This is a genomic window from Tenacibaculum maritimum NCIMB 2154, assembly GCF_900119795.1.
GTDB classification, from domain to species: Bacteria; Bacteroidota; Bacteroidia; order Flavobacteriales; family Flavobacteriaceae; genus Polaribacter; species Polaribacter maritimus.
On the sequence record NZ_LT634361.1, the window covers coordinates 144555 to 167689 of the forward strand.

Consider the following 23135-nt stretch of genomic DNA (forward strand, 5'->3'; position numbering starts at 1 on the left):
AAACAAGTGTCAGGAGTAGAAGTAGCAGCGAGTTTAAGTAATAAAACAAGAGCTTTGGCCTCGGGAGCTATTGTTAGAGGTAGATTTACTTCTTTTGAGTTTGTAGGAACTGAAGGGAATCAGGGACCTTATAAGTTGTTAGGTCCTAATAATGAATCAGCGATTATAATTGTAGGAGGTAGTGACAAAGTTTTTATAAATGGAGTAGAAATAAAGAGAGGAGAGAAAAATGATTATACAATAGATTATAATTTAGGAGAGATTAAATTTAACACTACATACCCTATTACTAATGACATGAGAGTTCGTGTTGAATTTCAGTATTCTGATAGGAGTTACACCCGCTTTGTTACCTATGATAAAATAGAGTATAAAGCAGATAAATTTTCTATGGGAGGATACTTTTACAATGAAAACGATGTAAAAAGCCAACCAATACAACAGAATTTAACGGAAACTCAAAAGCAAATTTTAGCAGATGCAGGTAACGATCTTGATAAAATGAACGCTGTAAATGCTTTTTTAGACAATTATTCGGTAGATAAAATTCAATATAAGAAAGTTTTAAACGGGGCAGTTGAAGTTTTCGAGCATGCTACAGATGATAGTGAAGCTGTATATACGGTTGCTTTTACAAATGTAGGTGTCAATAAAGGTAGTTACGCAATAGTAAAAACAACAGCTATTGGTACCATTTTTAAATATGTTGGTATTAATGAAGGAGATTACAATCCTACTACTCGCTTGGTTGCTCCAACAAAGAAGCAACTTTTTGATATAAATACAACGTATGAGTCTGATAGAACAAAAATTAATGCAGAATTGGCATATAGTGAGAATGATTTAAATTTATTTTCAACTAAAGACGATGATGAGAATAGACAGCTTGCAAGTAAAATTGATTGGAGTCAGGTTCTAATAGATAAAAAATGGAAATTGAAGAGCGATATTACCTATCAATTTATTCAACGTAATTTTAAAACAATTCAACGTTTTCAAGCTGTTGAGTTTAACAGAAATTGGAGTTTGAAAAACCCAATAGGAGATCAGCGTCAAATAGGAGCGCGACTTGTACTTCATCATAAAGAACAGCAGTCATTTATTTATGATTTTAGTCATTTGAGTTTTTCCGAAAATTTTACAGGAAATAAGCATGGAATTGCTTCCGTATTAAAATTTAAAAACACTAACTTTTCTTTAGATGGTAGCTTTCTGAAAAATAATTCTATCTTAGAAAAAGGAGCTTTTACTCGTTTAAAAACAAAATTAGAGCATAGTTTCGGTAGGCCTTGGGTAGGGGCGTTTTTTCGTTTGGAAGAAAATAGAAAGAGAGATAGAAATACTACATTATTAACTTCAAATAGTTTTAAGTATAAAATGTACGAAGGACATATTGGAGTTGGAGATACCACTAGCGTTTTTTCTAAGTTTGGGGTAGCATATAGCGTAAATGATAGCGTGAAAAATGCTATATTTAAAAGGATGCATGATCGAAAAACTTTTTATATAAATAGTCAGTTGATTAAGAATAATACAGTTAAACTAGGGATTTATGCAAATTATAGGCTTACAAAATATGCTCGTAAGGAAAAAGAGAAAGCGCTGAACTCAAGAGTAACTTATAATCACAGGCTTTTAAAGAATTTTTTATGGTTGAATAGTGTTTACGAAACTTCTTCAAATAATATAGCGCAACAGGATTATATTTATATTAAAACGGCATCAGGACAGGGGTTTTATACTTGGATAGATTATAATAATAATGGCATACAAGAGTTTAATGAATTTGAGGTAGCTCAATTCAAAGATCAAGCGAATTATTTAAGAGTAGCATTACCTAATTTAAAATATGTACCAACACAACGAGCTATGTGGAAACAATCTGTAATCATAAATCCTTTTGATTGGAGACGCAAAAAAGGAATAAAAAGACTACTTTCACATTTTTATAATCAAACGCATTTGTTGGTAGAAAATGAAAGAGAGAAATTGGGAAATAGCTTCAATTTGAACCCTTTTGATTTAGATAAAAATCAATTGTTAGGGCTGCAGTTAAATTTTAGAAATAGCTTGTATTTTAATAAGAGCCTTCAAAAGCATAGCTTTATATATACCTACGGAAATTCTCAAAGCAAGCAACAATACGGCATTGGTACGCAAGAAAATAATACCTGCATACATCAATTAGAATTTCAGCATAAATTTAACTCTTTCTGGTTGCTTGACGCGAAAGCAAGTATTTCAGAAAATAAACTGATTACAGAGAATTTAATCAACAGAAATTATTTGCTTAATATTAAGCAAATAGCTCCAGCAATTACTTTTCTATATTCAAAAGAGCACCGCTTTTCAGTTTTTTATCATTTTAAAGAAAAAGAAAATAAGCGGATTAATTTTGAAAAGTTGGCACAACAAAAAATAGGAGTGTCATATTTCTTTGTAAACAAAAAAGGGAACCAGCTCAGCATTGATGCAAATGCGTTTTTAAATAGATTTACAGGAAATGTAAACTCTCCTGTAGGATACCAAATGTTAGAAGGTTTGCAAACAGGTAAGAATTATACTTGGAATGTATTATTTAATCAAAAGTTAAATTCTTATTTGAATTTAAATCTTAGTTATTTTGGCAGAAAAAATGAAACAACAAAAGCAATTCATACAGGAGCTATTCAGTTAAAAGCGATCTTTTAATTTGAAATCGTAGCAAGTATTAATTGAAAAAAAAGGATAATCAATTTATTTTAAAAGAGTTTAGCATATTCAATAATTAGATTATTTTTGTTGCAATATATTTTGAATAAAAATTAAATGATAATTACAGCATGAAAAAAATAGTAATTTTAATTGCAATTTTAGGGAGCTCATTTGCAAAAGCACAGCAAGAGGTTAAGGCAGATTTATTTGATGCATTGGCTTATAAAACTATAGAAATTTCTTACGAATATTACATAGGAGATCAATCATCAGTAGGAGCTTCTGTGTTGTTGAATTTTGAGAAAAGAGGAGCTGGTTTTTTTGTGTATAACGAACATCAGATGATAACGCCTTATTTTCGCCACTACTTTACAGCAAGTAAAAATTGGAATTATTTTGGAGAAGTGTTTTTAGGAATCAATACAGGAGAAAAAGAAATAAAAATAGATGGAAAAGTGATTGATTATAAGGATTATACTGACGGAGCGCTAGGCGTTGCTGGAGGAACTAAATATATTTCCAATGGAGGATTTGTAATAGATATTTATGCAGGTCTTGGTAGAAATATGTTTAGTTCAAGTTCCCCCTCAGTAGTACCTAGAGTTGGAGTAAATTTGGGTTATAGATTTTAAGGAGGTTTATCATATCCTATACAAAGGGATCAGAAAATACGTTAAAAGGTAGTGATTTTAAATTGCTACCTTTTTTATTGTTAGAAAATTACTTTTTGGAGAAGAATATTTATTTTCTGATAGAGGTCGTTATGTTAGCTTTTTAATTTTTTTACGACTAATACGAGAATATATTTAATACAATGATGAATAAAATCTTATTTTTTTTATTGTTAGCGGCGAGTAATATTTACGCTCAAACGTCTAACTTTTTTGTTCACGCTCATCAAGATGATGCTGTGTACTTTTCTGGAGTAAAAATGTTTAATACTTTAAGAAACCTAGAAAAAACAACCTTTATCGTTATTTCGGCGAGTGACCAAGGAGCTCATGATGGGCCTCTTTCAGGATGGTATGACACAAAAGAATATCCTAATCCTTTTCCGTTTTATGAAGCTAGGGATAATGGACTTAAAAAGGCAATACAATATTGTGTTACAGACAAGGCTTTGCCTAAAAAGTATTCGGCAGAAACCACAACAGTAACTATTAATGGGAAAAAGGTAAGAAAGTGGGAATATGGTACTACTGTAACCGCTTATTTTTTAGATTTACCTAATGGGCAATGTTGTAATTTTGGAATGGGAGGATACCTAGCAAATTCAAATGAAAACTTAGAACAGTTACTTAAAGGGCAAATACCGTCTATTACAAATGTAACAGGTACCACAACCTATAATGGATGGAACGAAGTAATAGCAACAATTAACGGAATATTTAGAACTGAAAGAGGTAGAGAGAATAAAGTATATACTACAGATGTTGATCTTAAGGTGAATCCTGATGATCATACAGACCATTATATGTCTGGAGTATTGGCATTAGAAGCAATGAAGGATATAGATGGTTTTTCTCCTTTTTTACATGTTGATTATAACTTAACAGCTTTAACGCCTAATCTTAGTCCTATAGATATTGTATATAAATCATCTACTTTTGGAGCAATGATTAATGGTATTGCTGATAGAGGATATAATTCTAACAGACACTTTAGTTTTCTTCATTGGTTTACAGCGGAGTATATTAGACAATCTTCAGCAACTAAAGAATTATCGAATCTTGACCCACTACTTAAAGGTCCTAATAGTCCAGATGGGAATATTGCTTTTAGGAAACCTTCAAGAGCTTCTCATATAGAAAATGGACGTGCTAGCTCTCAAGCAAATGACGGGAGAAAAGACTTAAATAACTATTGGGCAGCAAGTTCTTATCCACAATCATGGCAAGTAGATTTAGGAGATTTATATGAGGTTAATAAGATAGTACTAACTACTTATTATGATGGGAAGCGTTATTATCAATATGATATAGAAGGATCTATAGATGGTGTTAATTGGAAAAAAATAGTAGATTATAGCAAGAATACTCGTATTGCTACTGAAGCAGGAGATACCTTTGATATTAGTAATGAAGAGGCTCGCTATTTAAAGGTAAATATGAAGCACAATACAGCTAATACAAGTGTTCATATCATTGAATTTGAAGCATATGGAGATGTTGTTTCAGAAGATTATGGTGATAATATAGCGTTAAATAAGCCTTCAAGGGCTTCTGATGTAGAAAATGGACGTGCTAGCTCTTTGGCAAATGACGGAAGAAAAGATTTGAATAATTATTGGGCAGCTGCTTCTTATCCAGAATGGTGGCAGGTAGATTTAGGTGGCTTGTATGATGTAAATAGGATAATTGTAACTACTTATTATGATCAGAATCGTTATTACCAGTATGATATAGAAAGCTCACTAGATGGTGTTAACTGGAAGAGCATAGTAGATTTTAGTAGGAATACAAATTTAGCCACAAGTGCAGGAAATATATTTAGCATTGGTAATGAAAGAGCACGTTATTTAAGAGTAAATATGAAGCATAATACAGCTAATACAAGTGTTCATATTATTGAATTTGAAGCATATGGTACAGAGGTTACTGTGTCAAAAAGCTTAAGAAGCGATCGCATTTTTGAAGAAAACGCTTTAAAGTTATATGCAAACCCTTCTGAAAATGGTTTTTTTGATATAGATTTATCTAGTGCCATTGGTGAAGCAGTGAATTTTGTAATAGCAGATATTAATGGAAATCAGGTAACTTATGGAAGCTTTGATGTAAACCATGGTAATATAGAAAGAATTGATTTAAGCGCTTATGAAGACGGAATGTATATTTTAAATATAAAAATAGGAGCAGGAAGGGAACTTAAAAATGAAAAGTTAATTTTAAAAAGAAAGTAACTGTAACCTCCTTTTAAATCATAAAAAAATCCTTAGCCAAAAACTAAGGATTTTTTTATGATTTAAGATTTACGAATATTTACCAATCCAAATGTTAATAGAGCAGGTAGCACCCAGCCTAAATTGTAATTTCCTAAAGGAATTAGACTTTTTATATTTTGAAGTGTACTATTTGGGGTTAATACAGATAGAAAATCAGGAAGGCTAAAAACAAAAGTTATAAAAATAACAGCTTTGAATACTTGAGCGGAATTCCATTTCTCAGGAACTAAATTTAATAAAATAAGCATAATGGTAATCGGATAAATAAGCATTAGTGTAGGAAACGCTATTTTAATAATATAGCTTACATCAAACTGCCCTATTAGAATTCCTAAAACACATCCAATAATAGCAGTGCTTATATAAGTATTTTTAGATTTAAAAACACCTTTAAAATAATCAGCAGTTCCTGTAATGATACCAACGGCAGTTGTAAAGCAAGCTAAAGCAACCAATGCACTTAAAAAAACAGTACCAATATTTCCTAGAGTTTGTTGTGTTAAACTAGATAGAATATCAGTTCGAGTGGCATTTTCTGTAAAGGTAGTATTAAACAAAGCACCATTATAAATTAGTCCAGCGTAAATAATTAAAAGTCCAGTGCCAGCAATGAGTCCCGCCTTAGCAATGAGTTCTTTTTTAAGTTCAAAAGAAGTATTTTTTTTAAAATTCATAGAAACCACTAGTACTCCACCCAGAACAATAGCGCCAATAGCGTCAAAAGTTTGGTAACCTTCTAAAACACCGTCAACAAATGGAGTTTTAAAATTAGTACGATTTATAGTTGAAGGGGAAGTGCATACACCAATGAAAATAATTCCTAATAGAATAAACATAATCAAAGGGGTTAAAAACTGCCCTAATATTTCCAAAACTTTAGAACGATTCATCACAAAGATAAAAACAAGTATAAAATAAATAGTACTAACCCACAGAGAATAATCAGTATTAGCATCTAAATAAGGTTGAACAGCCATTCCGTAAGTAACAGAAGCTGTTCTAGGAGCGGGCAAAGCAATTGAAATGATATAAACAGTTAAACAATATACCGTGCTAAAAAGGGGAGAAACCTTTTTTCCGAAGTCGTACATAGTACCCTGTAGCTTAGCATGGGCAAAAATACCAAGAATAGGAATGAATACGGCTGTGATAAAAAAGCCAATAGTAACAAGCATCCAACTATCTCCTGCATTTTTACCCAAGAAAGGAGGGAGAATTAAATTTCCAGCTCCAAAGAACATAGAAAATAATGCAAAACCGGTAATAAATATATCCTTAGTTTTACTCATGAGTTTATTTTTTTAACATTTTTTAGAAAAAGAAGAGGTGAACATTTTAAAATAAAAATATACAAAAGTGCGAAAGATACATATTTTTGCCTGATGCAAAACTTTATCATATATAAAAACATTAAAATAGCTTTTTCTAGTGAAGGGAAGGGAGGAAGTATTGTGCTATTGCATGGCTTTTTAGAGAATTCGACAATGTGGAGTAGTGTAAAAAAAGAGCTTTCTAAAAGAAATAGAGTTATTTGTATAGATCTTTTAGGCCATGGAAAAACAGATTGTTTAGGATATATACATACTATGGTAGATATGGCAAAAGGAGTAGCGGCAGTATTAAAGCATTTGAAAATAAGAAGATCGATATTAATAGGGCATTCAATGGGAGGATATGTAGGGTTAGCATTTGCTGAATGTTTTCCGGATAATGTAAAAGGATTATGTCTAGTTAACTCAACAGCTAAGGCAGATTTAGAAGCACGAAAAACAATGCGTATTCGAGCAGTTGAAGCAGCAAAAAGAGAATATACAACCTTGGTAAAATTGTCGATCACGAATCTGTTTGGAGCTGAAAATAAGAAACTTTTTAGAAGAGAAATAAAAGAAGTAGAAAAGCAAGCACTAAGTACGCCATTGCAAGGGTATATAGCGGCGCAAGAAGGAATGAGATTACGTAAAGATAGAGAAGTATTGCTTTACTTTTCTCCATATAAAAAAATGATAATCGTAGGCAAGGAAGACACAATGCTTCACCATGAAGAGCTTTTGGAGCAAACTAAAAACCCAGAAGTTGAAGTAGTAATATTACCAGGAGGTCATATGAGTCATATTGAAAATGAAGAAGGTTTAATAGCAGCGTTGAAAAAATTTATAAGAAGCTAATATAGCTTTCTATGATTTTGTAAATTGCGAGTAAATTATCACAGAATGAAAATCCACCATTTAGGGAAACAAAACTCTATTTTAAATAAATTTATAGCTGAAATACGAGATGTACAGATTCAAAAAGACTCATTGCGTTTTCGTAGAAATATAGAGCGAATAGGAGAAATTATAGGGTACGAATTAAGCAAAGAGCTTGCTTTTATAACGCAAGAAATAACAACCCCATTAGGTATAAAAAGAATCAATTTACCTAATAAAAATATAGTGTTATGTTCTATTCTTCGTGCAGGATTGCCCTTGCACCAAGGATTGTTAAATTATTTTGATGAAGCAGAAAATGCATTTATTTCAGCGTATAGAGACCATCCTAAAAATGATGCTGAATTTGAAATAGTTGTGGAATATTTTGCATCGCCATCAATGCAAGATAAGGTATTGTTACTGGCAGATCCAATGTTAGCAACAGGGCAATCTTTAGTAGCTGTTCATGAAGCAATTCAAAAGTATGGAGCTCCCAAAGAATTGCATATAGTAGCGGTAATAGGTTCTTCAGAGGGCATTGCATTTATAGAAAAAAACTTCCCAAAAAACACGCATTTATGGATTGCTGCAATTGATGATGTACTCAATGAAAAAGGGTATATTGTACCAGGATTAGGAGATGCAGGTGATTTAGCTTTTGGAACAAAACTATAAAAATAAACTAGCGGTAAAAGAGGTGGTTAAAAGTAAAGCGAGAATCGTTTCTTTTAGCCATTTTTTTTGTAACAGTTCAAATCCATTAGCTAAAATAATTGATATAGGAAAAAAAGTAAAAAGTAATTCGCCTCCATTTTTATGTTTTGAAAGTACAACAAGAAAAAGTGTTACCAATAAATTGAACATAATTAGAATCCAGTTTCCTTTAAAAGTATTGTTTACAGCTAAAGCTTTAGGGGTTTTTAATAATAATGAAGTTGCTACTAAAAAAAGAACAAGGAAGATGCCATAGGAGTATTTTATTTGAAAATAAATATCAAACTCATAAGATGTAAACCATTTGAAAAGTTGTAGAAAAGACACCATATTATCATGCCAAAAACAATATGTAAAATATAGAAAAATAGGAACAAAAAAGCCAATCATAGGAACCAATAAGGTTTGTATAGTTATTTTTTTGTGGAGGAAAATAGCAGCATAAAATAATAAGCAAAAAATCAAGGAAAAAGGTTCGATGATGAAACAGATCCCCAACCAGAAACCTCCATCAAAAAGTTTTTTTACTGTAGATTTTTCAGATTGAAGGCTATATATTTTTCTAAGAGCGAGGAATAAAGTTAGATTGATGTAAAAATTCTTATCAATCGTGATTGTATTTGGAAATAGTCCTATCAAGAGTACAAAAAATAGAAAAGCATAAGAATTATCAAAGGTTAATTCATTTTTAGAAAGAATAAAATTATAAACAGAAAACAATATTAAAAATAACACTAACGTTTTACCGAAATGTTTTAAAAAGAAGTTGATATTGTTAACATGCTGATTGTTAGTTAGTAGTGAAATAAAAAAAAGGCACAGAAAGAGTGCAAAGATCACTAAAAAATTTACAGGTTTAGATTTTCCGAAAAAATTGGCTAACATCGTTTCTTTTTATATTTTTGCACCGTAAAGATACTTAAGTTATGATAGCAGGCAATATATTTAGATTGATTGGTAGTTTATTTACTGATTATTTATTCATTCCTTTTAATTGGTTACGTTTAACTGTTAGAAATTGGTGGTCAACAAATACAGTTAATTGGATATTTTTAGTAATTCTATTGGTTTTATTTGCGTACTGGATGAAAGAAGCTGTTCGTTTTAAAAACGAAGGAACAGAGGATAGAGCTTAATTTTTAGAAGATACTTTGGGAAGCAAAAATAAACTAAAACGTTTCAAAGAAAATGAAACGTTTGCCAATGTAATTCAACCTACGAGAGAAGAGGCAGAAGGAAACTTCTTGTATAAGGGGAAATGGAGTACCTTTTTTAAAAATGATAACCCTATTGTTTTAGAGTTGGGTTGCGGTAAAGGAGAGTACACTATTGCGTTGGCAGAAAAGAATCCAAATAAGAATTTTATAGGGATTGATATTAAAGGAGCTCGTTTTTGGAGAGGTGCTAAAACAGCCATTGAAAACAAAATGGATAACGTAGCATTTATTAGAACTCAAATTGAACTCGTTAATCATATTTTTGCAGAAAATGAGGTAGATGAAATATGGATAACCTTTCCAGATCCTCAAATAAAATATAAGCGTACCAAGCACAGAATGACAAATAGTGAGTTTTTAAAGAAATACCATTATATCTTAAAGGAAGATGGTATTGTTAATTTAAAAACAGACAGTGAGTTTATGCATGGTTACACGTTAGGTTTACTTCATGGAGAAGGGCATGAAATTATACATGCAAACCATAATGTATATAAAAATGAGGGAGCTCCGAAAGAGGTAACTGAAACACAAACTTTTTACGAAAAACAATATTTAGAGAAAGGAAAGCCAATAACATACGTCAAATTTAGAGTAAAGTATTAAAAACTCTAAAAATGATTTTGTCTCATTTGGTTTTAGGATTCGTAACCTCATATATAGGTTATACTCCTCCAAGTATGTTAAATATTACTGCAAGTAAAATTTATGTAGAGAACAATAAAAGAGTAGCAAGGCAATTTATAAAAGGAGTTTCTTTTATCGTTTTGTTTCAAGTTTTTTTGGCAATAAAGCTTTCTGAACTTATAGGCAAATATCCTTCATTGATTGTCAAGATTCAAAGTCTTGGGACTGCTATTTTCCTCATACTTTCTATTGTGTTTATCTGTAAAGGGTTGGCTGTTAAAGAACCATCACAAGTAAAATCAATTAAAAACGGATTTATTTTTGGCGCTTTTTTATCCTCGATAAATATGTTTTCCATTCCCTTTTTTGCCATTCTTCATTCTTCTTTTATAATGTATGGTTGGGCAACGTCTGGAATTATTTGTACTACTATGTTTGGTTTAGGAACTGTTTTAGGAACTTTTGCAGTATTATACAGCTACCTTTTTCTAACTAAAAAAATAGGAGGTAGGTTGCTACATTATACAAAGTACTTTAACTTAGTAATTGGAATTATTACAGGAGTTGTAGCAATTTACTCTATGATTAAATTATATTCTTACTAGCTAATGGAAAAAGAAACAGATAATTTTTTTGAGCGTGTATATAAAATAGCAAGGTTGATTCCTTATGGAAGGGTAACTAGTTATGGAGCTATTGCTAAGTACTTAGGAGCAGTTCGCTCCGCAAGAATGGTAGGGTGGGCAATGAATAATTCAGGAAATCACAAAGAAGAAGTACCAGCGCACAGAGTTGTTAATCGGAAAGGATTACTTACAGGAAAGCATCATTTTGAAGGAACGAATTTAATGCAGCAATTATTAGAAAGTGAAGGTATTGAGGTTATTGATAATCAAATTCAAAACTTTGAAGAAGTGTTTTGGAACCCAAGTGAAGAGTTGTTGTAGAGAATCATAAAATACTTTAAGTTGTATGATTTTTATAGGATGAATTAACCGCTTTTATGGTCGTTGTAAATACGTTTTCCTTGTTGTTTATAAGGATTTATTAGAGCGTTAAAATTGGCAATTTAATCACTTTATTTTCTGAGGTCTAAAATGTATCTTTGTAGTCTAGAATTAATCTTAATCAAAAAATACTCCTCTTAAATATTATTGAAGTTGAACATATATTTTTAATCAATAAAAGCGCAGTTTTGAGAGGTATAAAGAATAAATAAAATTCCAATTGCGCATAATCTAATATGAAATAACGTATGAGTTTTAAGAAACAAGATATATATAAAGCATTAGAAACAATTACTGCACCAGGAGAAGGTAAGAGTTTGGTGGAAAATGAAAATATAACGAATGTAGTAGCATTTGGAGATGAGATAATTGTAGATGTAACAATTAATAACCCGACCTTACAGGCTAAAAAGAAGGTGGAGGTAGAAATTATTAAAGCAATCCATAAGCATATAAATGAGCAGCTTGAGGTAAAGGTAAATGTAAAAGTAGAGGTTGCTACTAAAGAGACTCCAAATCAAATAAGAGGGAAAGAAATCCCTAATATTCAAAATATTATAGCAATAGCTTCAGGAAAGGGAGGAGTAGGTAAATCTACTATTACTGCAAATACGGCAATTTCATTAGCTAAGATGGGGTTTAAAGTAGGAGTTTTAGATGCAGATGTTTACGGACCTTCTCAACATATTATGTTTGATGTAGAAAAAGAACGACCATTGTCTGTAAAAGTAGAAGGGCGTTCAAAAATGAAGCCTGTAGAAAATTATGGAGTTAAATTATTATCATTAGGTTTTTTTACGAATCCAGATCAAGCGGTAATTTGGCGCGGACCAATGGCTTCAAAAGCATTAAACCAATTAATCTTTGATGCTGATTGGGGGGAGCTAGATTTCTTATTGATAGATTTACCTCCAGGTACTGGAGATGTACATTTATCAATTGTTCAAGCATTACCAATAAATGGAGCGATGGTAGTAAGTACGCCCCAAAATATAGCATTAGCAGATGCTAAAAAAGGAGTAGCTATGTTTCAACAAGAAAGTATTAACGTTCCTGTATTAGGAATTGTAGAGAATATGGCATATTTTACTCCAGAAGAATTACCTGACAATAAATATTATATCTTTGGAAAGGATGGAGCAAAAAACTTAGCAGAAGATATTCACACAGAATTCTTAGGAGAAATCCCATTAGTACAAAGTATTCGTGAGGCAGGAGATGTTGGACGCCCTGTTGCTCTGCAAGAAAAGACTCCTTTAGAAACCGCTTTTGCAAACGTAACTAAAGAAATGGTTTCACAATTATTAAAAAGAAATGCAAACTTACCACCCACAGAAGTTGTACGAATAACAACAATGAGTGGTTGTAGCACAAAATAAGTAACGATTATGACGACACAAGAAATACAAAATAATGTAGAGAGAGCATTAGAAGAAATCCGTCCGTTTTTAGTAAGTGATGGTGGAGATATAACTTTATTATCTATTGAAAACAATAAAGTAAAGGTACGGTTAGAAGGAGCTTGTAGCGGGTGTTCTGTAAATCAAATGACTTTAAAAAATGGGGTAGAAGCAACAATTAAAAAATACGCTCCAGAGATAGAAGAAGTTATTAATGTAGCATAAACTATTTTGAATTAGGGTTAAAAAATTGAGCATTTTATTTAATTCGTTAAAGAGTTAGAAAAAGTCTTTATATTAAAGGAAACGAGTAAAAACATTATATTTTATCAAAATGATAAAAACAGATATATTAATCATAGGAGCAGGACCAACGGGGTTGTTTACTGTTTTTGAAGCAGGCCTATTAAAATTAAAATGCCATTTAATAGATGCATTGCCACAGCCAGGAGGGCAATGTTCAGAAATATATCCAAAGAAGCCTATTTATGATATTCCGGCATATCCAGAAATTTTAGCTGGAGATTTGACAAAAAATTTATTGGAACAAATTAAGCAATTTGAACCGGGATTTACTCTGGGAGAACGAGCTGATACTATTGAGAAGCAAGACGATGGTTCTTTTATAGTAACAACCAATAAAGGTACAAAGCATCATGCCCCAGTAGTGGCTATTGCTGGTGGGCTAGGTAGTTTTGAACCAAGAAAACCACCAATTCCAAATATTACAAGTTATGAAGATAGGGGGGTTGAGTATATGATTCGAGAACCAGAATTATATAGAAATAAAAATATCGTAATTGCTGGAGGAGGAGACTCTGCATTAGATTGGTCAATTTTCTTAACAGACGTAGCTAAATCAGTTACTTTGGTGCACCGTAGAAATGAATTTAGAGGAGCTTTAGATAGTGTAGATAGAGTTCAGGAGTTGAAAAACTTAGGAAAAATAAATTTAATAACTCCGGCAGAAGTAAAAGGAATTATAGGAGAAGAGTACGTTTCAGGAGTAGTAATTGCAGAAAAAGGTAGAGAGGAATATACGTTAGAGGTAGATCACTTTATTCCATTATTTGGATTATCTCCTAAGCTAGGCCCCATTGCAAATTGGGGGCTAGAAATAGAAAAGAACGCTATTAAGGTTAATAATGCACTTGATTATCAAACCAATGTTCCAGGGATATATGCAATAGGAGATGTAAATACTTATCCCGGTAAATTAAAATTAATTTTATGCGGTTTTCATGAGGCAACTTTAATGTGTCAAAGTGCATTTCAACGTATTTTTCCAGATAAAAAGTATGTAATGAAATATACTACAGTTGGGGGAGTAGAAGGGTTTGATGGTACGAAAAAAGAAGCACCAAAAGCGGTTGTAAAGGCAATTCAATAATATACAATGACCATACAATACTACATACAAGAGTTAGCAAAAGATAATTTAGCGATTGTAGCGTTGCCCATATTCTTTATTGCCATTGTATTGGAAGTAATTGTAGATCGTAAACATCATTTAGATTTATATTATGGTAAAGATACCTTCGTGTCGTTACTAATGATGATTTTTTCAGCTGTTATTGAATTTATTCCTAAAATAGTAGCATTTATAGCCTTTTTTTATCTGTATGAAGCTAGCCCATTAAAAGACGTTATAGGAAGGCAATGGTGGGCTTGGGTTTTATTATTTTTTGCAGATGATTTTTCTTATTATTGGTTCCATAGATTGAACCATCAAGTGAGGTTATTTTGGGCAGGTCATATTCCTCATCATTCTTCCGTAAAAATGAATTTTGGAACAGCTTTAAGACAAGGAGTTGGTGAGCGCATTCATAAGTTTTTCTTTTGGCTATGGATTCCTTTATTAGGCTTTGACCCACTAATGATTTTTACCATGATGGGAGTGAGTTTAATTTATCAATTTTGGGTACATACTGAGATGGTAGATAAACTGCCAAGATTTGTTGAGTATGTATTCAATACGCCTTCACATCACAGAGTTCACCATGCGTCTAATATTCGTTACTTGGATTGCAATCATGCGGGGGTTTTGATTATTTGGGATAGAATTTTTGGAACTTTTTCTGAAGAGTTAAAAGCACTTGATAAGCCAATATATGGGCTTACTGTAAATATAGAAACTTATAATCCCATAAAAGTGGCAACTCATGAATACCAAGCAATTATTAAAGATGTATTGCGTGCAGAGAAATGGAGCGACAAGTTAAACTATATTTTTAATGCCCCAGGGTGGAGTCATGATGGAGAAGATAAACGATCAAAAACATTGAGAACTAAATTAAAAGAAAGAGAAAATGTCGGTTGATATCAATATAAAAATAACAGATAGAGATGGAGTTACACATGATATTGTAGCTCCTACTGATATGGCAATGAATTTAATGGAGGTTGTTCGTTCATATGAATTAGCTCCCGAAGGAACTATAGGTATATGTGGAGGCATGGCAATGTGTGCCTCATGCCAATGCTACGTCATATCAGATCACCAACTTCCAGAAATGGGAGTTGATGAAGATATGATGTTGGCAGAAGCTTTTTATGTAGAAGATAATAGTCGTTTGGGTTGCCAAATACAAATAACTCCAGAAATGAATGGGTTAGAAGTACAATTAGCTCCTGAAAGTTAATATTATTAATTTAAATAAGGTATTAATTCCTTTTTCAGAGAGGCAAGCCATGTAGTTAACCTACTCTTGGTTAATTCAGGTTCGTTATCTTCATCAATTGCTAGTCCATAAAAAAGAGTTTCATTATAAAGAGCTTTAGATGCTGAGAAATCATAACCTTCGGTAGGCCACAGCCCAACTATTTTTCCTCCATTTTTTAAAACAACTTTGGCTAGTATTCCAACTCCATCAATAAAATACTCCCCATAACCATATTGATCTCCTAGTCCAAAAAAAGCGATTATCTTATTTGTAAAGTCAATCGTTTTGAACTCTTCGAAATAAAGCTCCCAGTCACTTTGTAAATCCCCATCATACCATGTAGATAAACCTATAAAAAGAATGTTGTGGTTAGTAAAGTCTTCTTTTTTAGCGTTTTGTACATCAATAACTTCAAGCTCGCATACATCCCAATAATCGACGATAGCGTGGGTGATTTCTTCCGTTATTCCTGTATCTGAACCGTATATTAAACCTATTTTTTTTGACATTTCTTTATTTGTAAACTATGTTAATTAAGCGTTAATCTCATCCTGATTTCTGTTTTGCGTCATTTTTATTTCCAATCACGTCATTTTTTAAAAACAAGGAGATATACTTTTGCAATATAACATTATTAAGATTAAATAAAAATAAATGATTCTTAAGGAAGCCCTTTCACTCAGAGAGTTATCGTTAAATAACTATTTATTTAACGATGAATCAGCTAAATTATATGAAGAATATACACTAAAAACTTTAGGATATATTCAGCAGTTCTTGTCTAAGAGAAAATTTTATCAAGGAGATAAAATTGAACAAATAAGAAATGATAGACAAAGCGCTAAACTTGATCATATAGATAGAGAACAACCTATTGATAAAGCTTTAGAAGAGTTAAATGAATTGTATATAAAAAATGCAATAGCTTTCCATAACCCTAATTATGTAGCACATTTAAATTGTCCTATCACATTACCTTCTATCGTTGCAGAAATGATTTCAACAACAATAAATACTGCTGTTGAGACTTGGGACCAAAGTACTTCAGCTACTTTTATAGAAGAAGAGGTCATTCGTTGGATTTGTAATGAATTTAAATTTACTCAAGATGCAGATGGAATATTTACAAGTGGAGGCACGCAATCAAATTTTATGGGATTATTAATGGCTCGTGATAATTATGCCTTTGAGAAATTTGGAATAAATATAAAGCAAAACGGCTGGTCTCCAGAAATTAGTAAGTTTAGAATTTTTTGTTCTGAAAAAGCACATTTTAGCATTAAAAAAAATGCAGCTTTATTAGGCATGGGATATGATGCCGTGATTCCTATAAAAGTTGATAGCAAGATGCGAATGAATGTAAATGAATTAGTACTAGCCATAGAAAAAACAAAGCAAGATGGCAATATTCCGATTGCAGTTATAGCAACTTTGGGAACCACAGACTACGGAAGTTTTGACCCAATAAAAACAATCAACAAGATAGCAAAAGAACAAAAAATGTGGTTGCATGTTGATGGTGCTTATGGAGGTTGTTATGTTTTGACAGATACACACAAAGAACTTTTTGAAGGAGTTGAAGAGGCAGATTCTATAACAATTGATTTTCATAAAACGCTATTCCAACCTGTTAGCTGTAGTGCCTTTCTAGCAAAAAATAAAAAAAACTTTCAATACGTGTCTTATTATGCGGATTACTTGAACCCTATTGAAAATAAGGATACCGAGCGTCCTAATTTAATTGAGAAATCAATTCAAACAACCCGTAGGTTCGATGCTTTAAAAGTTTGGTTAACATTAAAAACACTGGGTACTAAAACAATAGTAAGCTACTTAGAGGAGGTACATCATTTGGCAGTAAAAGTTTATGAAGCTATTCATGTTGATAGCGAATTAGAAGCAGCTCATGTTCCAGAACTAAGCACTGTTGTTTTTAGATATAAACATACTGGTATTGAGGAGGGTATTGTTCATGATGCTATTAATTTACACATTAAAAATACACTGTATAAGGCAGGAAGTGCCTCTATAGCTAGTACGAAGTTAAATGGGAATATCTATTTGAAATTTACTTTATTAAATCCTAAGAACACAATAAATAATCTCCTAAATATTTTAGAAATGATAAAATCAACAGGAGAACAATATAGCATTACAAATTAACATATCATGAAAGAAAATACAGTAGTAGATTTTATAGCCATTGGGGTGGGGCCTTTTAATCTAGGATTGGCTTGTTTAACAGCGCCGATTAAAGAAGTAACAGGAATATTTTTAGATAAACAAGAAAAATTTAATTGGCACCCAGGAATGTTGCTCGAAGATACAACTTTGCAGGTTCCATTTATGGCCGATTTAGTTACTTTAGCAGATCCTACGAGTCCGTTTAGTTTTTTAAACTACATAAAAGAGCAAGGAAGAATGTACTCTTTTTACATAAGAGAAAACTTTTTGTTACTAAGAAATGAATATAATCACTATTGTCAATGGGCAATTGAAAAACTACCTAATGTGTATTTTAACACGGAAGTTACACATATAGCTTATGAAGTAAAAGAAGAACTTTATATAGTAACTAGTGTTTGTACTAAAACGGAAAAGGTAAAAGTATATAAAGCTAAAAAAATAATATTAGGTACAGGTACACATCCATATATACCTGAGTGTTGTAAAAAATTAAAAGGAAAAGCAGTTCATTCTTCTCAATACCTAGATCATAAAAAAGAGCTACAGCAGAAAGAAGAGATCACTATTTTGGGTAGTGGACAAAGCGCTGCTGAAATATTCTTTGATTTATTACAAGATCTAGAAGAAAAAGAGTACCAATTAAATTGGATCACACGTTCTCCTCGTTTCTTTCCTCTTGAATACTCTAAGCTAACACTGGAAATGACTTCCCCAGAATATGTAGATTATTTTTATAATTTACCTGCTAAGAAAAGGGATGATTTAATAAAAAATCAAAAACATTTATATAAAGGTATCAATCAAGATTTAATAGGTGCGATTCATGATGCATTATATGCGAAAAGAGTAGTTTCTAAAGAACCTTTAAAAGTTTCATTACGTACGAATACAGAGTTGAAAGAGGCACAACTGCATAATGATGATACGATCCATTTAGAATTGCATCAAATAGAACAGGATAAATACTTTAAGGTAGCCACAAAAGGTTTGGTATTGGCTACAGGGTATCATTACGAGTTGCCTGAGTTTTTAAAAGGAATTTCAAATAGAATCCGATGGGATGATCAAAATAGGTTTGACGTTCAGAGAAATTACAGTATTGATAAGGGCAATAATGAAATTTTTGTACAAAACGCAGAGTTGCATACTCATGGCTTTGTAACGCCTGATTTAGGAATGGTTGCCTACAGAAATTCATATATCATTAAGGAGATAACAGGAGTAGAGCATTATCCAATAGAGAAAAGGATAGCTTTCCAACAATTTGAAGTAACTGAAGAAGAGGAAATCAAATTAAATGCTTTTGCATAAAATGAAGCTGAAAACATTTTTGATACTGATGACTTTGGTTGCTGTTATAAGTGATTACTTATTGCACCCATTTTATCCACAATTTTTTGAGATCCGTTTTGGCATAACTGACCCTAAAACGATAGGCTATTATTTTGCAGCAATTTGTTTTATGGTAATGATTGCTTTTCCTTTTTGGGCATATATTTCAAGAAAGATATCTGAGCTTAATATTTTAGTATATACTCAAGCAGTGGCGGGTGTTTTGGCATTGTACTGTTATTGTACTAGCTCGTATGTTAATTTTTGGATAGTGTCATTGATAATGGTAATTTTTAAAGGGAGTTACTTATTGGTGTACCCATATATTCTAAAAATAATAACGAAGAAAGAGCAACCAAGTACTATTGGTTTGTTGTCGGTTGTAGTTCATTTAGGAGGTATTTTAGGAGCTGTAATAGGAGGGGTAACTGTTGACTATATTAACCCGAGTAGCATTTTTTTAATTATGGCAGCAGGTGATTTTATTCAAATGACAATGAGTGCTTATTTATTAAAAAGTAAAAAATATGCTACCAATTTAATTCTTTCTGAAGAATCTAAAAATGTTAAAAATAATTTAATGCCTAATGGAGTTATTTTAAAGTTAGGCTTAATCACATTGATTTTATATTTCAGTGATTTTTTAATCAGACCTTTTTTTTCAATGTATTGGGAGAGTTTTTCTGAGTATAAAAGTAAATTAGTTTCAGGAATAATTTATGCCATCCCAGGTTTTGTCGCTTTAATAGCTTTATGGGTTAATAATAGAAAAAAAACGGTAGGATATCAAGGAATTATAAATGCCTTATTTATTGGTTTAATAGGACTTTCTTTACAAGGAATACCTTATGATATAACCGTTATTTTAGGAAGAATTATTTATGGTTGGGCAATTTTTCAAGGAGTGGTGAAATTTGATATCTTATTATTCGAATTGAGTACCCCAGAAGCCTATTCTGTAGATTATAGTAAAATACATTTCTTTCAAAATTTTGGAGTACTATTAGCGTCTTTAAATGTGGGTATTATTGTAGATGTCTTTGGATTACAAATGCCTTTTATCATTGGATTACTAGGTTTTTTAATAACGATATTACTATACTTTTTTGTGTTTAAATCAGTCAGAAACTTACACAAACGACTTGTTAAATATTAAAATATATGCTAGTAGAAGAAACAATTATTTTCTCAAGAAAATATACAGACTTTGGAGAAATCACTATCAGACCATTTCAAGTAGTAGAAGATAGTATTTTTTTGCAGAAATGGGTAACTAAAGACTATGCCGTCTTTTGGGGAATGGAAAATGCAACTCTTCAAGAGGTTCAAGAAGAGTACTCGAAACTTTTAGAGCCTGAAGGCTATGACGTTTTTGTAGGAATGTTTCATAACGAACCGGCCTTTGTATTAGAAAGGTATAATCCGCAAAAGGATCTTATAAATAATTTTTACGATTCTAAAGTATCTGATATAGGGATACATATTATTGTAGCACCTCCTAGAAAGGAGAAAATACCAAATTTTACTTGGTTTATGTTCCGTTCAATTATGGATTTTGTTTTTGAAAATCCAAAAATAGAACGAATATTAGTAGAACCAGATATTCGAAATAAAAAAATGTTTGCTTTATGTGAACGTATAGGCTTTCAACTATCTAAAGTGATAGAGTTACCTCATAAAACGGCGCAGTTAGCATTTTTAATAAAAACAAATTACAACGAAAAAATGAAATTTTCTTCATTTTTAAAAAGAAATACGATGAATACCTTAGATAATATTGTTTCTCCGCAACAATCAATTCAACATATACAGCCTGAAATTTGGAAAAAAGCAAATATTTTGCTGGTAAAAAAGGCATTGTGTGAATTTTCTCATGAATTATTAATAACACCTCGTGTCGTTAAAGAATTAGAAAGAGGGTATCGTTTTTATAGCATACAAGCAGATGATAAAAATATATATTATGAATTTAAAGCAAAGCCTTTAGCATTAAATCATTTGCTAATAGAAGAGAATTCCATTAAGAAATTTGTTGACGAAAAACTAGATGAGGTAGATGCTATTTACTTTATCAAAGAGTTTCAAAAAAAATTAGGCATTACTAATGAAAAAATGCCTGTCTATTTAGAAGAAATTATCAGTACACTTCATGGTAGTGTATTCAAAATATTCAAAGGGAACCCTATTGTAAAGGAATTGGCTTCTGCTGATTTTCAGACAATAGAGCAATCAATGACGGAAGGACATCCAGGATTTGTAGCCAATAATGGAAGAATTGGTTTTGATAGCAGTGATTATCGGTCATATGCACCAGAGGCAGGAAACTCTTTTTCTTTATTATGGTTAGCAGGACATAAATCAAGAACGACGTTTTCAGCAATAGAAGCATTGCCTTATGAAAAACTGATCCGTGAAGAGTTAGATGCTGTTACTATACAGGAGTTTAATAGTTTATTAGTAGAAAAGGGGTTGGACCCAGAAGAGTACTTATTCTTGCCAATTCATCCTTGGCAATGGTTCAATAAGTTGGCAACCATTTTTGCTTCAGAGATAGCAAAAGGAAACTTAGTTTGTTTAGGGTATGGAGCAGATCAGTATTTAGCACAGCAATCTATAAGAACATTATTTAATATAACTAATCGAAAAAAGTTTTATACCAAGTCGGCTTTATCTATATTGAATATGGGTTTTATGAGAGGATTACCATTATATTATTTAGGAACGGCTCCAAAGATGGCTGTTTGGCTAGAAAACTTACTATATAATGATCCCTATATCAAAAAAAATGGATTTAGGATGCTGAGTGAAATAGGATCAGTTAGTTATGTAAATCCATACTTTGAAGAATTCGGTGTTCATAATGATTACAATAAGATGTTAGCATCTTTATGGAGAGAAAGCCCTTATTCAGCAGTTAAAGAAAATGAAAAACCATTAACAATGGCTGCGCTATTGCATATAGATCATCATGGAAATGCTTTGCTACCAGAAATTATTAAAGATTCAGGTATTTCAATAGACCATTGGCTACGTAAATATTTAAACGCATATTTAAGTCCATTATTACATTGTTTTTATTACTACGATTTAGTGTTTATGCCACACGGCGAAAATATTATTATGGTGTTTGAAGATAATGCTCCAGAATATATTTTATTAAAAGATATTACAGAAGAGGCGTGTATTTTAAATAAAGAAGTTGAGTTACCAGAAGACTTAAAAAGAATGTATGCTTCAGTACCAGAGGATGTGAAATTATTGTCAATCTTCACAGATATTTTTGATGGTTTCTTTAGATTTTTGACCGCTATTTTAGAAGAGCATATGAGCTATGATGCAGAGCGTTTTTGGAAATTAGTAGCCGAAAATATTCATGCATACCAATCTCAGTTTCCTAAACTTGCTAAGAAATTTGAGCAATACGATTTGTTTGCTGCTGACTTTAAGCTTTCATGTTTGAATAGATTACAGTTGAATAATCACAAACAAATGATTGATTTAGATGACCCAGTAGCATTATTACAATTTGTTGGGAAATTAAAAAATCCTATAGAAGTTTTCAAAAAGAAAGAAATATAATATGCATGCTATAGATCAAAAAATATTTACCAGAAAGATAGCAATGCTTGGAGAAATAAGCATTCGACCTATTGAATTAAATTCAGATATAAAAACATTGCACAACTGGGTCACTCAACCTTATGCAAAATATTGGGGGATGTTAAATAAAACAGAGAAAGAGGTTTATTTAGAGTATGAAGAAATAGAAAAACAAGCATATCATAATGCTTACATGGGGGTGTTAAATGGCCAATCTATTTTTTTAATGGAGTGCTATAAGGCTTCTGAAGATATTATAGCTGAATATTATGATGCACAAGAAAACGATTACGGAATGCATGTTTTAGTAGCTCCAAGTCAAAAAAGAATTCCGCAATTTACATGGCATATATTTTCAACGATAATAACCTATTTTTTTAGCATGCCAAAAGTGAATAGAATAATTGTTGAACCAGATGTAAACAATAAAAAAATCCATGTATTGAATAAAAAAGCAGGATTTATATATGAAAAAGAAATAGAATTACCACAAAAAAAGGCAGCCTTGGCATTTTGTACAAGGGAAAATTACGAAGAAGCTTTGAAAAAGCTATAAAAATAAGT

Annotated in this window: 22 protein-coding genes; 19 read left to right on the plus strand and 3 right to left on the minus strand. The window is 31.7% G+C overall.

Annotated features, from left to right (window positions below; all coding sequences use genetic code 11):
- Nucleotides 1-6: 6 nt before the first annotated feature.
- From MARIT_RS00725 to MARIT_RS00735, 3 genes are all read left to right on the plus strand, one after another.
- A complete protein-coding gene (locus tag MARIT_RS00725; protein WP_231975172.1) occupies nt 7-2691 on the plus strand; it encodes a hypothetical protein in 2685 nt (894 codons plus the stop codon).
- A 131-nt stretch (nt 2692-2822) separates the two neighbouring features.
- The gene (locus MARIT_RS00730) at nt 2823-3326 is read left to right on the plus strand and encodes a DUF3575 domain-containing protein (protein ID WP_024740364.1); all 504 of its coding nucleotides are present in this window, start codon (nt 2823-2825) and stop codon (nt 3324-3326) included.
- Between the two features lie 182 nt (nt 3327-3508).
- Nucleotides 3509-5593: a galactose-binding domain-containing protein gene (locus tag MARIT_RS00735; protein ID WP_084339844.1), complete on the plus strand. Its 2085-nt coding sequence runs from the start codon at nt 3509-3511 to the stop codon at nt 5591-5593.
- 62 nt (nt 5594-5655) lie between these two features.
- Here the strand turns inward: MARIT_RS00735 and brnQ are convergent, their stop codons facing one another.
- Nucleotides 5656-6924 carry a branched-chain amino acid transport system II carrier protein gene (brnQ, locus tag MARIT_RS00740; protein WP_024740362.1) on the minus strand — a complete coding sequence of 423 codons (1269 nt, stop codon included), beginning with the start codon at nt 6922-6924 and terminating at the stop codon, nt 5656-5658.
- A gap of 93 nt (nt 6925-7017) precedes the next feature.
- Between brnQ and MARIT_RS00745 the strand changes: the two genes are divergently transcribed.
- Together MARIT_RS00745 and upp are read left to right on the plus strand one after the other, a co-directional pair.
- Nucleotides 7018-7800 (plus strand): alpha/beta fold hydrolase, encoded by a 783-nt coding sequence (locus MARIT_RS00745; protein WP_100210517.1) that lies wholly within the window; start codon nt 7018-7020, stop codon nt 7798-7800.
- A gap of 45 nt (nt 7801-7845) precedes the next feature.
- Nucleotides 7846-8499, plus strand: coding sequence for a uracil phosphoribosyltransferase (gene upp / locus MARIT_RS00750; protein WP_024740360.1), 654 nt, complete (start codon nt 7846-7848; stop codon nt 8497-8499).
- Here upp and MARIT_RS00755 read toward each other — a convergent pair.
- Complete coding sequence (locus tag MARIT_RS00755; RefSeq protein ID WP_024740359.1) at nt 8494-9423, minus strand: DUF6427 family protein; 930 nt, start codon at nt 9421-9423, stop codon at nt 8494-8496. The two genes, upp and MARIT_RS00755, sit on opposite strands and share 6 nt — an antisense overlap.
- Before the next feature lie 41 nt (nt 9424-9464).
- Between MARIT_RS00755 and MARIT_RS00760 the strand changes: the two genes are divergently transcribed.
- The 9 genes from MARIT_RS00760 (at nt 9465) to MARIT_RS00800 (ending at nt 15431) form a co-directional block, all read left to right on the plus strand.
- Nucleotides 9465-9674: a DUF6341 family protein gene (locus MARIT_RS00760; RefSeq protein ID WP_024740358.1), complete on the plus strand. Its 210-nt coding sequence runs from the start codon at nt 9465-9467 to the stop codon at nt 9672-9674.
- Nucleotides 9675-9689: 15 nt separating this feature from the next.
- Complete coding sequence (trmB, locus tag MARIT_RS00765) at nt 9690-10361, plus strand: tRNA (guanosine(46)-N7)-methyltransferase TrmB (protein WP_024740357.1); 672 nt, start codon at nt 9690-9692, stop codon at nt 10359-10361.
- Between the two features lie 11 nt (nt 10362-10372).
- Nucleotides 10373-10987, plus strand: a complete 615-nt coding sequence (locus tag MARIT_RS00770) for a hypothetical protein (RefSeq protein WP_100210518.1) — start codon at nt 10373-10375, stop codon at nt 10985-10987.
- Between the two features lie 3 nt (nt 10988-10990).
- Nucleotides 10991-11329 carry an MGMT family protein gene (locus tag MARIT_RS00775; protein ID WP_100210519.1) on the plus strand — a complete coding sequence of 113 codons (339 nt, stop codon included), beginning with the start codon at nt 10991-10993 and terminating at the stop codon, nt 11327-11329.
- Nucleotides 11330-11637: 308 nt separating this feature from the next.
- Nucleotides 11638-12768 carry an Mrp/NBP35 family ATP-binding protein gene (locus tag MARIT_RS00780; RefSeq protein ID WP_024740354.1) on the plus strand — a complete coding sequence of 377 codons (1131 nt, stop codon included), beginning with the start codon at nt 11638-11640 and terminating at the stop codon, nt 12766-12768.
- Between the two features lie 9 nt (nt 12769-12777).
- Nucleotides 12778-13014, plus strand: coding sequence for a NifU family protein (locus tag MARIT_RS00785; protein WP_024740353.1), 237 nt, complete (start codon nt 12778-12780; stop codon nt 13012-13014).
- A gap of 109 nt (nt 13015-13123) precedes the next feature.
- Nucleotides 13124-14179 carry an NAD(P)/FAD-dependent oxidoreductase gene (locus MARIT_RS00790; RefSeq protein WP_024740352.1) on the plus strand — a complete coding sequence of 352 codons (1056 nt, stop codon included), beginning with the start codon at nt 13124-13126 and terminating at the stop codon, nt 14177-14179.
- Nucleotides 14180-14185: 6 nt separating this feature from the next.
- Nucleotides 14186-15109 (plus strand): sterol desaturase family protein, encoded by a 924-nt coding sequence (locus MARIT_RS00795; protein ID WP_024740351.1) that lies wholly within the window; start codon nt 14186-14188, stop codon nt 15107-15109.
- Complete coding sequence (locus MARIT_RS00800) at nt 15099-15431, plus strand: 2Fe-2S iron-sulfur cluster-binding family protein (RefSeq protein ID WP_024740350.1); 333 nt, start codon at nt 15099-15101, stop codon at nt 15429-15431. The genes MARIT_RS00795 and MARIT_RS00800 overlap by 11 nt, the downstream gene beginning before the upstream one ends.
- Nucleotides 15432-15436: 5 nt before the next feature.
- Here the strand turns inward: MARIT_RS00800 and MARIT_RS00805 are convergent, their stop codons facing one another.
- Nucleotides 15437-15961, minus strand: coding sequence for a flavodoxin (locus tag MARIT_RS00805; protein WP_024740349.1), 525 nt, complete (start codon nt 15959-15961; stop codon nt 15437-15439).
- Between the two features lie 145 nt (nt 15962-16106).
- Between MARIT_RS00805 and MARIT_RS00810 the strand changes: the two genes are divergently transcribed.
- From MARIT_RS00810 to MARIT_RS00830, 5 genes are read left to right on the plus strand one after another with little or no spacing between them, the layout of a single operon-like run.
- Nucleotides 16107-17615: a pyridoxal phosphate-dependent decarboxylase family protein gene (locus MARIT_RS00810; protein ID WP_024740348.1), complete on the plus strand. Its 1509-nt coding sequence runs from the start codon at nt 16107-16109 to the stop codon at nt 17613-17615.
- Nucleotides 17616-17621: 6 nt separating this feature from the next.
- A complete protein-coding gene (locus MARIT_RS00815; RefSeq protein WP_100210520.1) occupies nt 17622-18950 on the plus strand; it encodes a lysine N(6)-hydroxylase/L-ornithine N(5)-oxygenase family protein in 1329 nt (442 codons plus the stop codon).
- A 1-nt stretch (nt 18951) separates the two neighbouring features.
- A complete protein-coding gene (locus MARIT_RS00820; protein WP_024740346.1) occupies nt 18952-20127 on the plus strand; it encodes an MFS transporter in 1176 nt (391 codons plus the stop codon).
- A 5-nt stretch (nt 20128-20132) separates the two neighbouring features.
- Nucleotides 20133-22550, plus strand: coding sequence for a GNAT family N-acetyltransferase (locus tag MARIT_RS00825; protein WP_100210521.1), 2418 nt, complete (start codon nt 20133-20135; stop codon nt 22548-22550).
- Nucleotide 22551: 1 nt separating this feature from the next.
- On the plus strand, nt 22552-23127 hold the full coding sequence (locus MARIT_RS00830) for a GNAT family N-acetyltransferase (RefSeq protein WP_024740344.1): 576 nt from the start codon (nt 22552-22554) through the stop codon (nt 23125-23127).
- Nucleotides 23128-23135 lie beyond the last annotated feature (8 nt).

Bases quoted from the DNA above. Each gene is read 5' to 3' on its own strand.
- MARIT_RS00730 (WP_024740364.1), top strand. From the start codon at position 2,823: ATGAAAAAAATAGTAATTTTAATTGCAATTTTAGGGAGCTCATTTGCA.
- MARIT_RS00735 (WP_084339844.1), top strand. From the start codon at position 3,509: ATGATGAATAAAATCTTATTTTTTTTATTGTTAGCGGCGAGTAATATT.
- brnQ (WP_024740362.1), bottom strand. From the start codon at position 6,924: ATGAGTAAAACTAAGGATATATTTATTACCGGTTTTGCATTATTTTCT.
- MARIT_RS00745 (WP_100210517.1), top strand. From the start codon at position 7,018: ATGCAAAACTTTATCATATATAAAAACATTAAAATAGCTTTTTCTAGT.
- upp (WP_024740360.1), top strand. From the start codon at position 7,846: ATGAAAATCCACCATTTAGGGAAACAAAACTCTATTTTAAATAAATTT.
- MARIT_RS00755 (WP_024740359.1), bottom strand. From the start codon at position 9,423: ATGTTAGCCAATTTTTTCGGAAAATCTAAACCTGTAAATTTTTTAGTG.
- MARIT_RS00760 (WP_024740358.1), top strand. From the start codon at position 9,465: ATGATAGCAGGCAATATATTTAGATTGATTGGTAGTTTATTTACTGAT.
- MARIT_RS00770 (WP_100210518.1), top strand. From the start codon at position 10,373: ATGATTTTGTCTCATTTGGTTTTAGGATTCGTAACCTCATATATAGGT.
- MARIT_RS00775 (WP_100210519.1), top strand. From the start codon at position 10,991: ATGGAAAAAGAAACAGATAATTTTTTTGAGCGTGTATATAAAATAGCA.
- MARIT_RS00780 (WP_024740354.1), top strand. From the start codon at position 11,638: ATGAGTTTTAAGAAACAAGATATATATAAAGCATTAGAAACAATTACT.
- MARIT_RS00785 (WP_024740353.1), top strand. From the start codon at position 12,778: ATGACGACACAAGAAATACAAAATAATGTAGAGAGAGCATTAGAAGAA.
- MARIT_RS00790 (WP_024740352.1), top strand. From the start codon at position 13,124: ATGATAAAAACAGATATATTAATCATAGGAGCAGGACCAACGGGGTTG.
- MARIT_RS00795 (WP_024740351.1), top strand. From the start codon at position 14,186: ATGACCATACAATACTACATACAAGAGTTAGCAAAAGATAATTTAGCG.
- MARIT_RS00800 (WP_024740350.1), top strand. From the start codon at position 15,099: ATGTCGGTTGATATCAATATAAAAATAACAGATAGAGATGGAGTTACA.
- MARIT_RS00805 (WP_024740349.1), bottom strand. From the start codon at position 15,961: ATGTCAAAAAAAATAGGTTTAATATACGGTTCAGATACAGGAATAACG.
- MARIT_RS00810 (WP_024740348.1), top strand. From the start codon at position 16,107: ATGATTCTTAAGGAAGCCCTTTCACTCAGAGAGTTATCGTTAAATAAC.
- MARIT_RS00815 (WP_100210520.1), top strand. From the start codon at position 17,622: ATGAAAGAAAATACAGTAGTAGATTTTATAGCCATTGGGGTGGGGCCT.
- MARIT_RS00820 (WP_024740346.1), top strand. From the start codon at position 18,952: ATGAAGCTGAAAACATTTTTGATACTGATGACTTTGGTTGCTGTTATA.
- MARIT_RS00825 (WP_100210521.1), top strand. From the start codon at position 20,133: ATGCTAGTAGAAGAAACAATTATTTTCTCAAGAAAATATACAGACTTT.
- MARIT_RS00830 (WP_024740344.1), top strand. From the start codon at position 22,552: ATGCATGCTATAGATCAAAAAATATTTACCAGAAAGATAGCAATGCTT.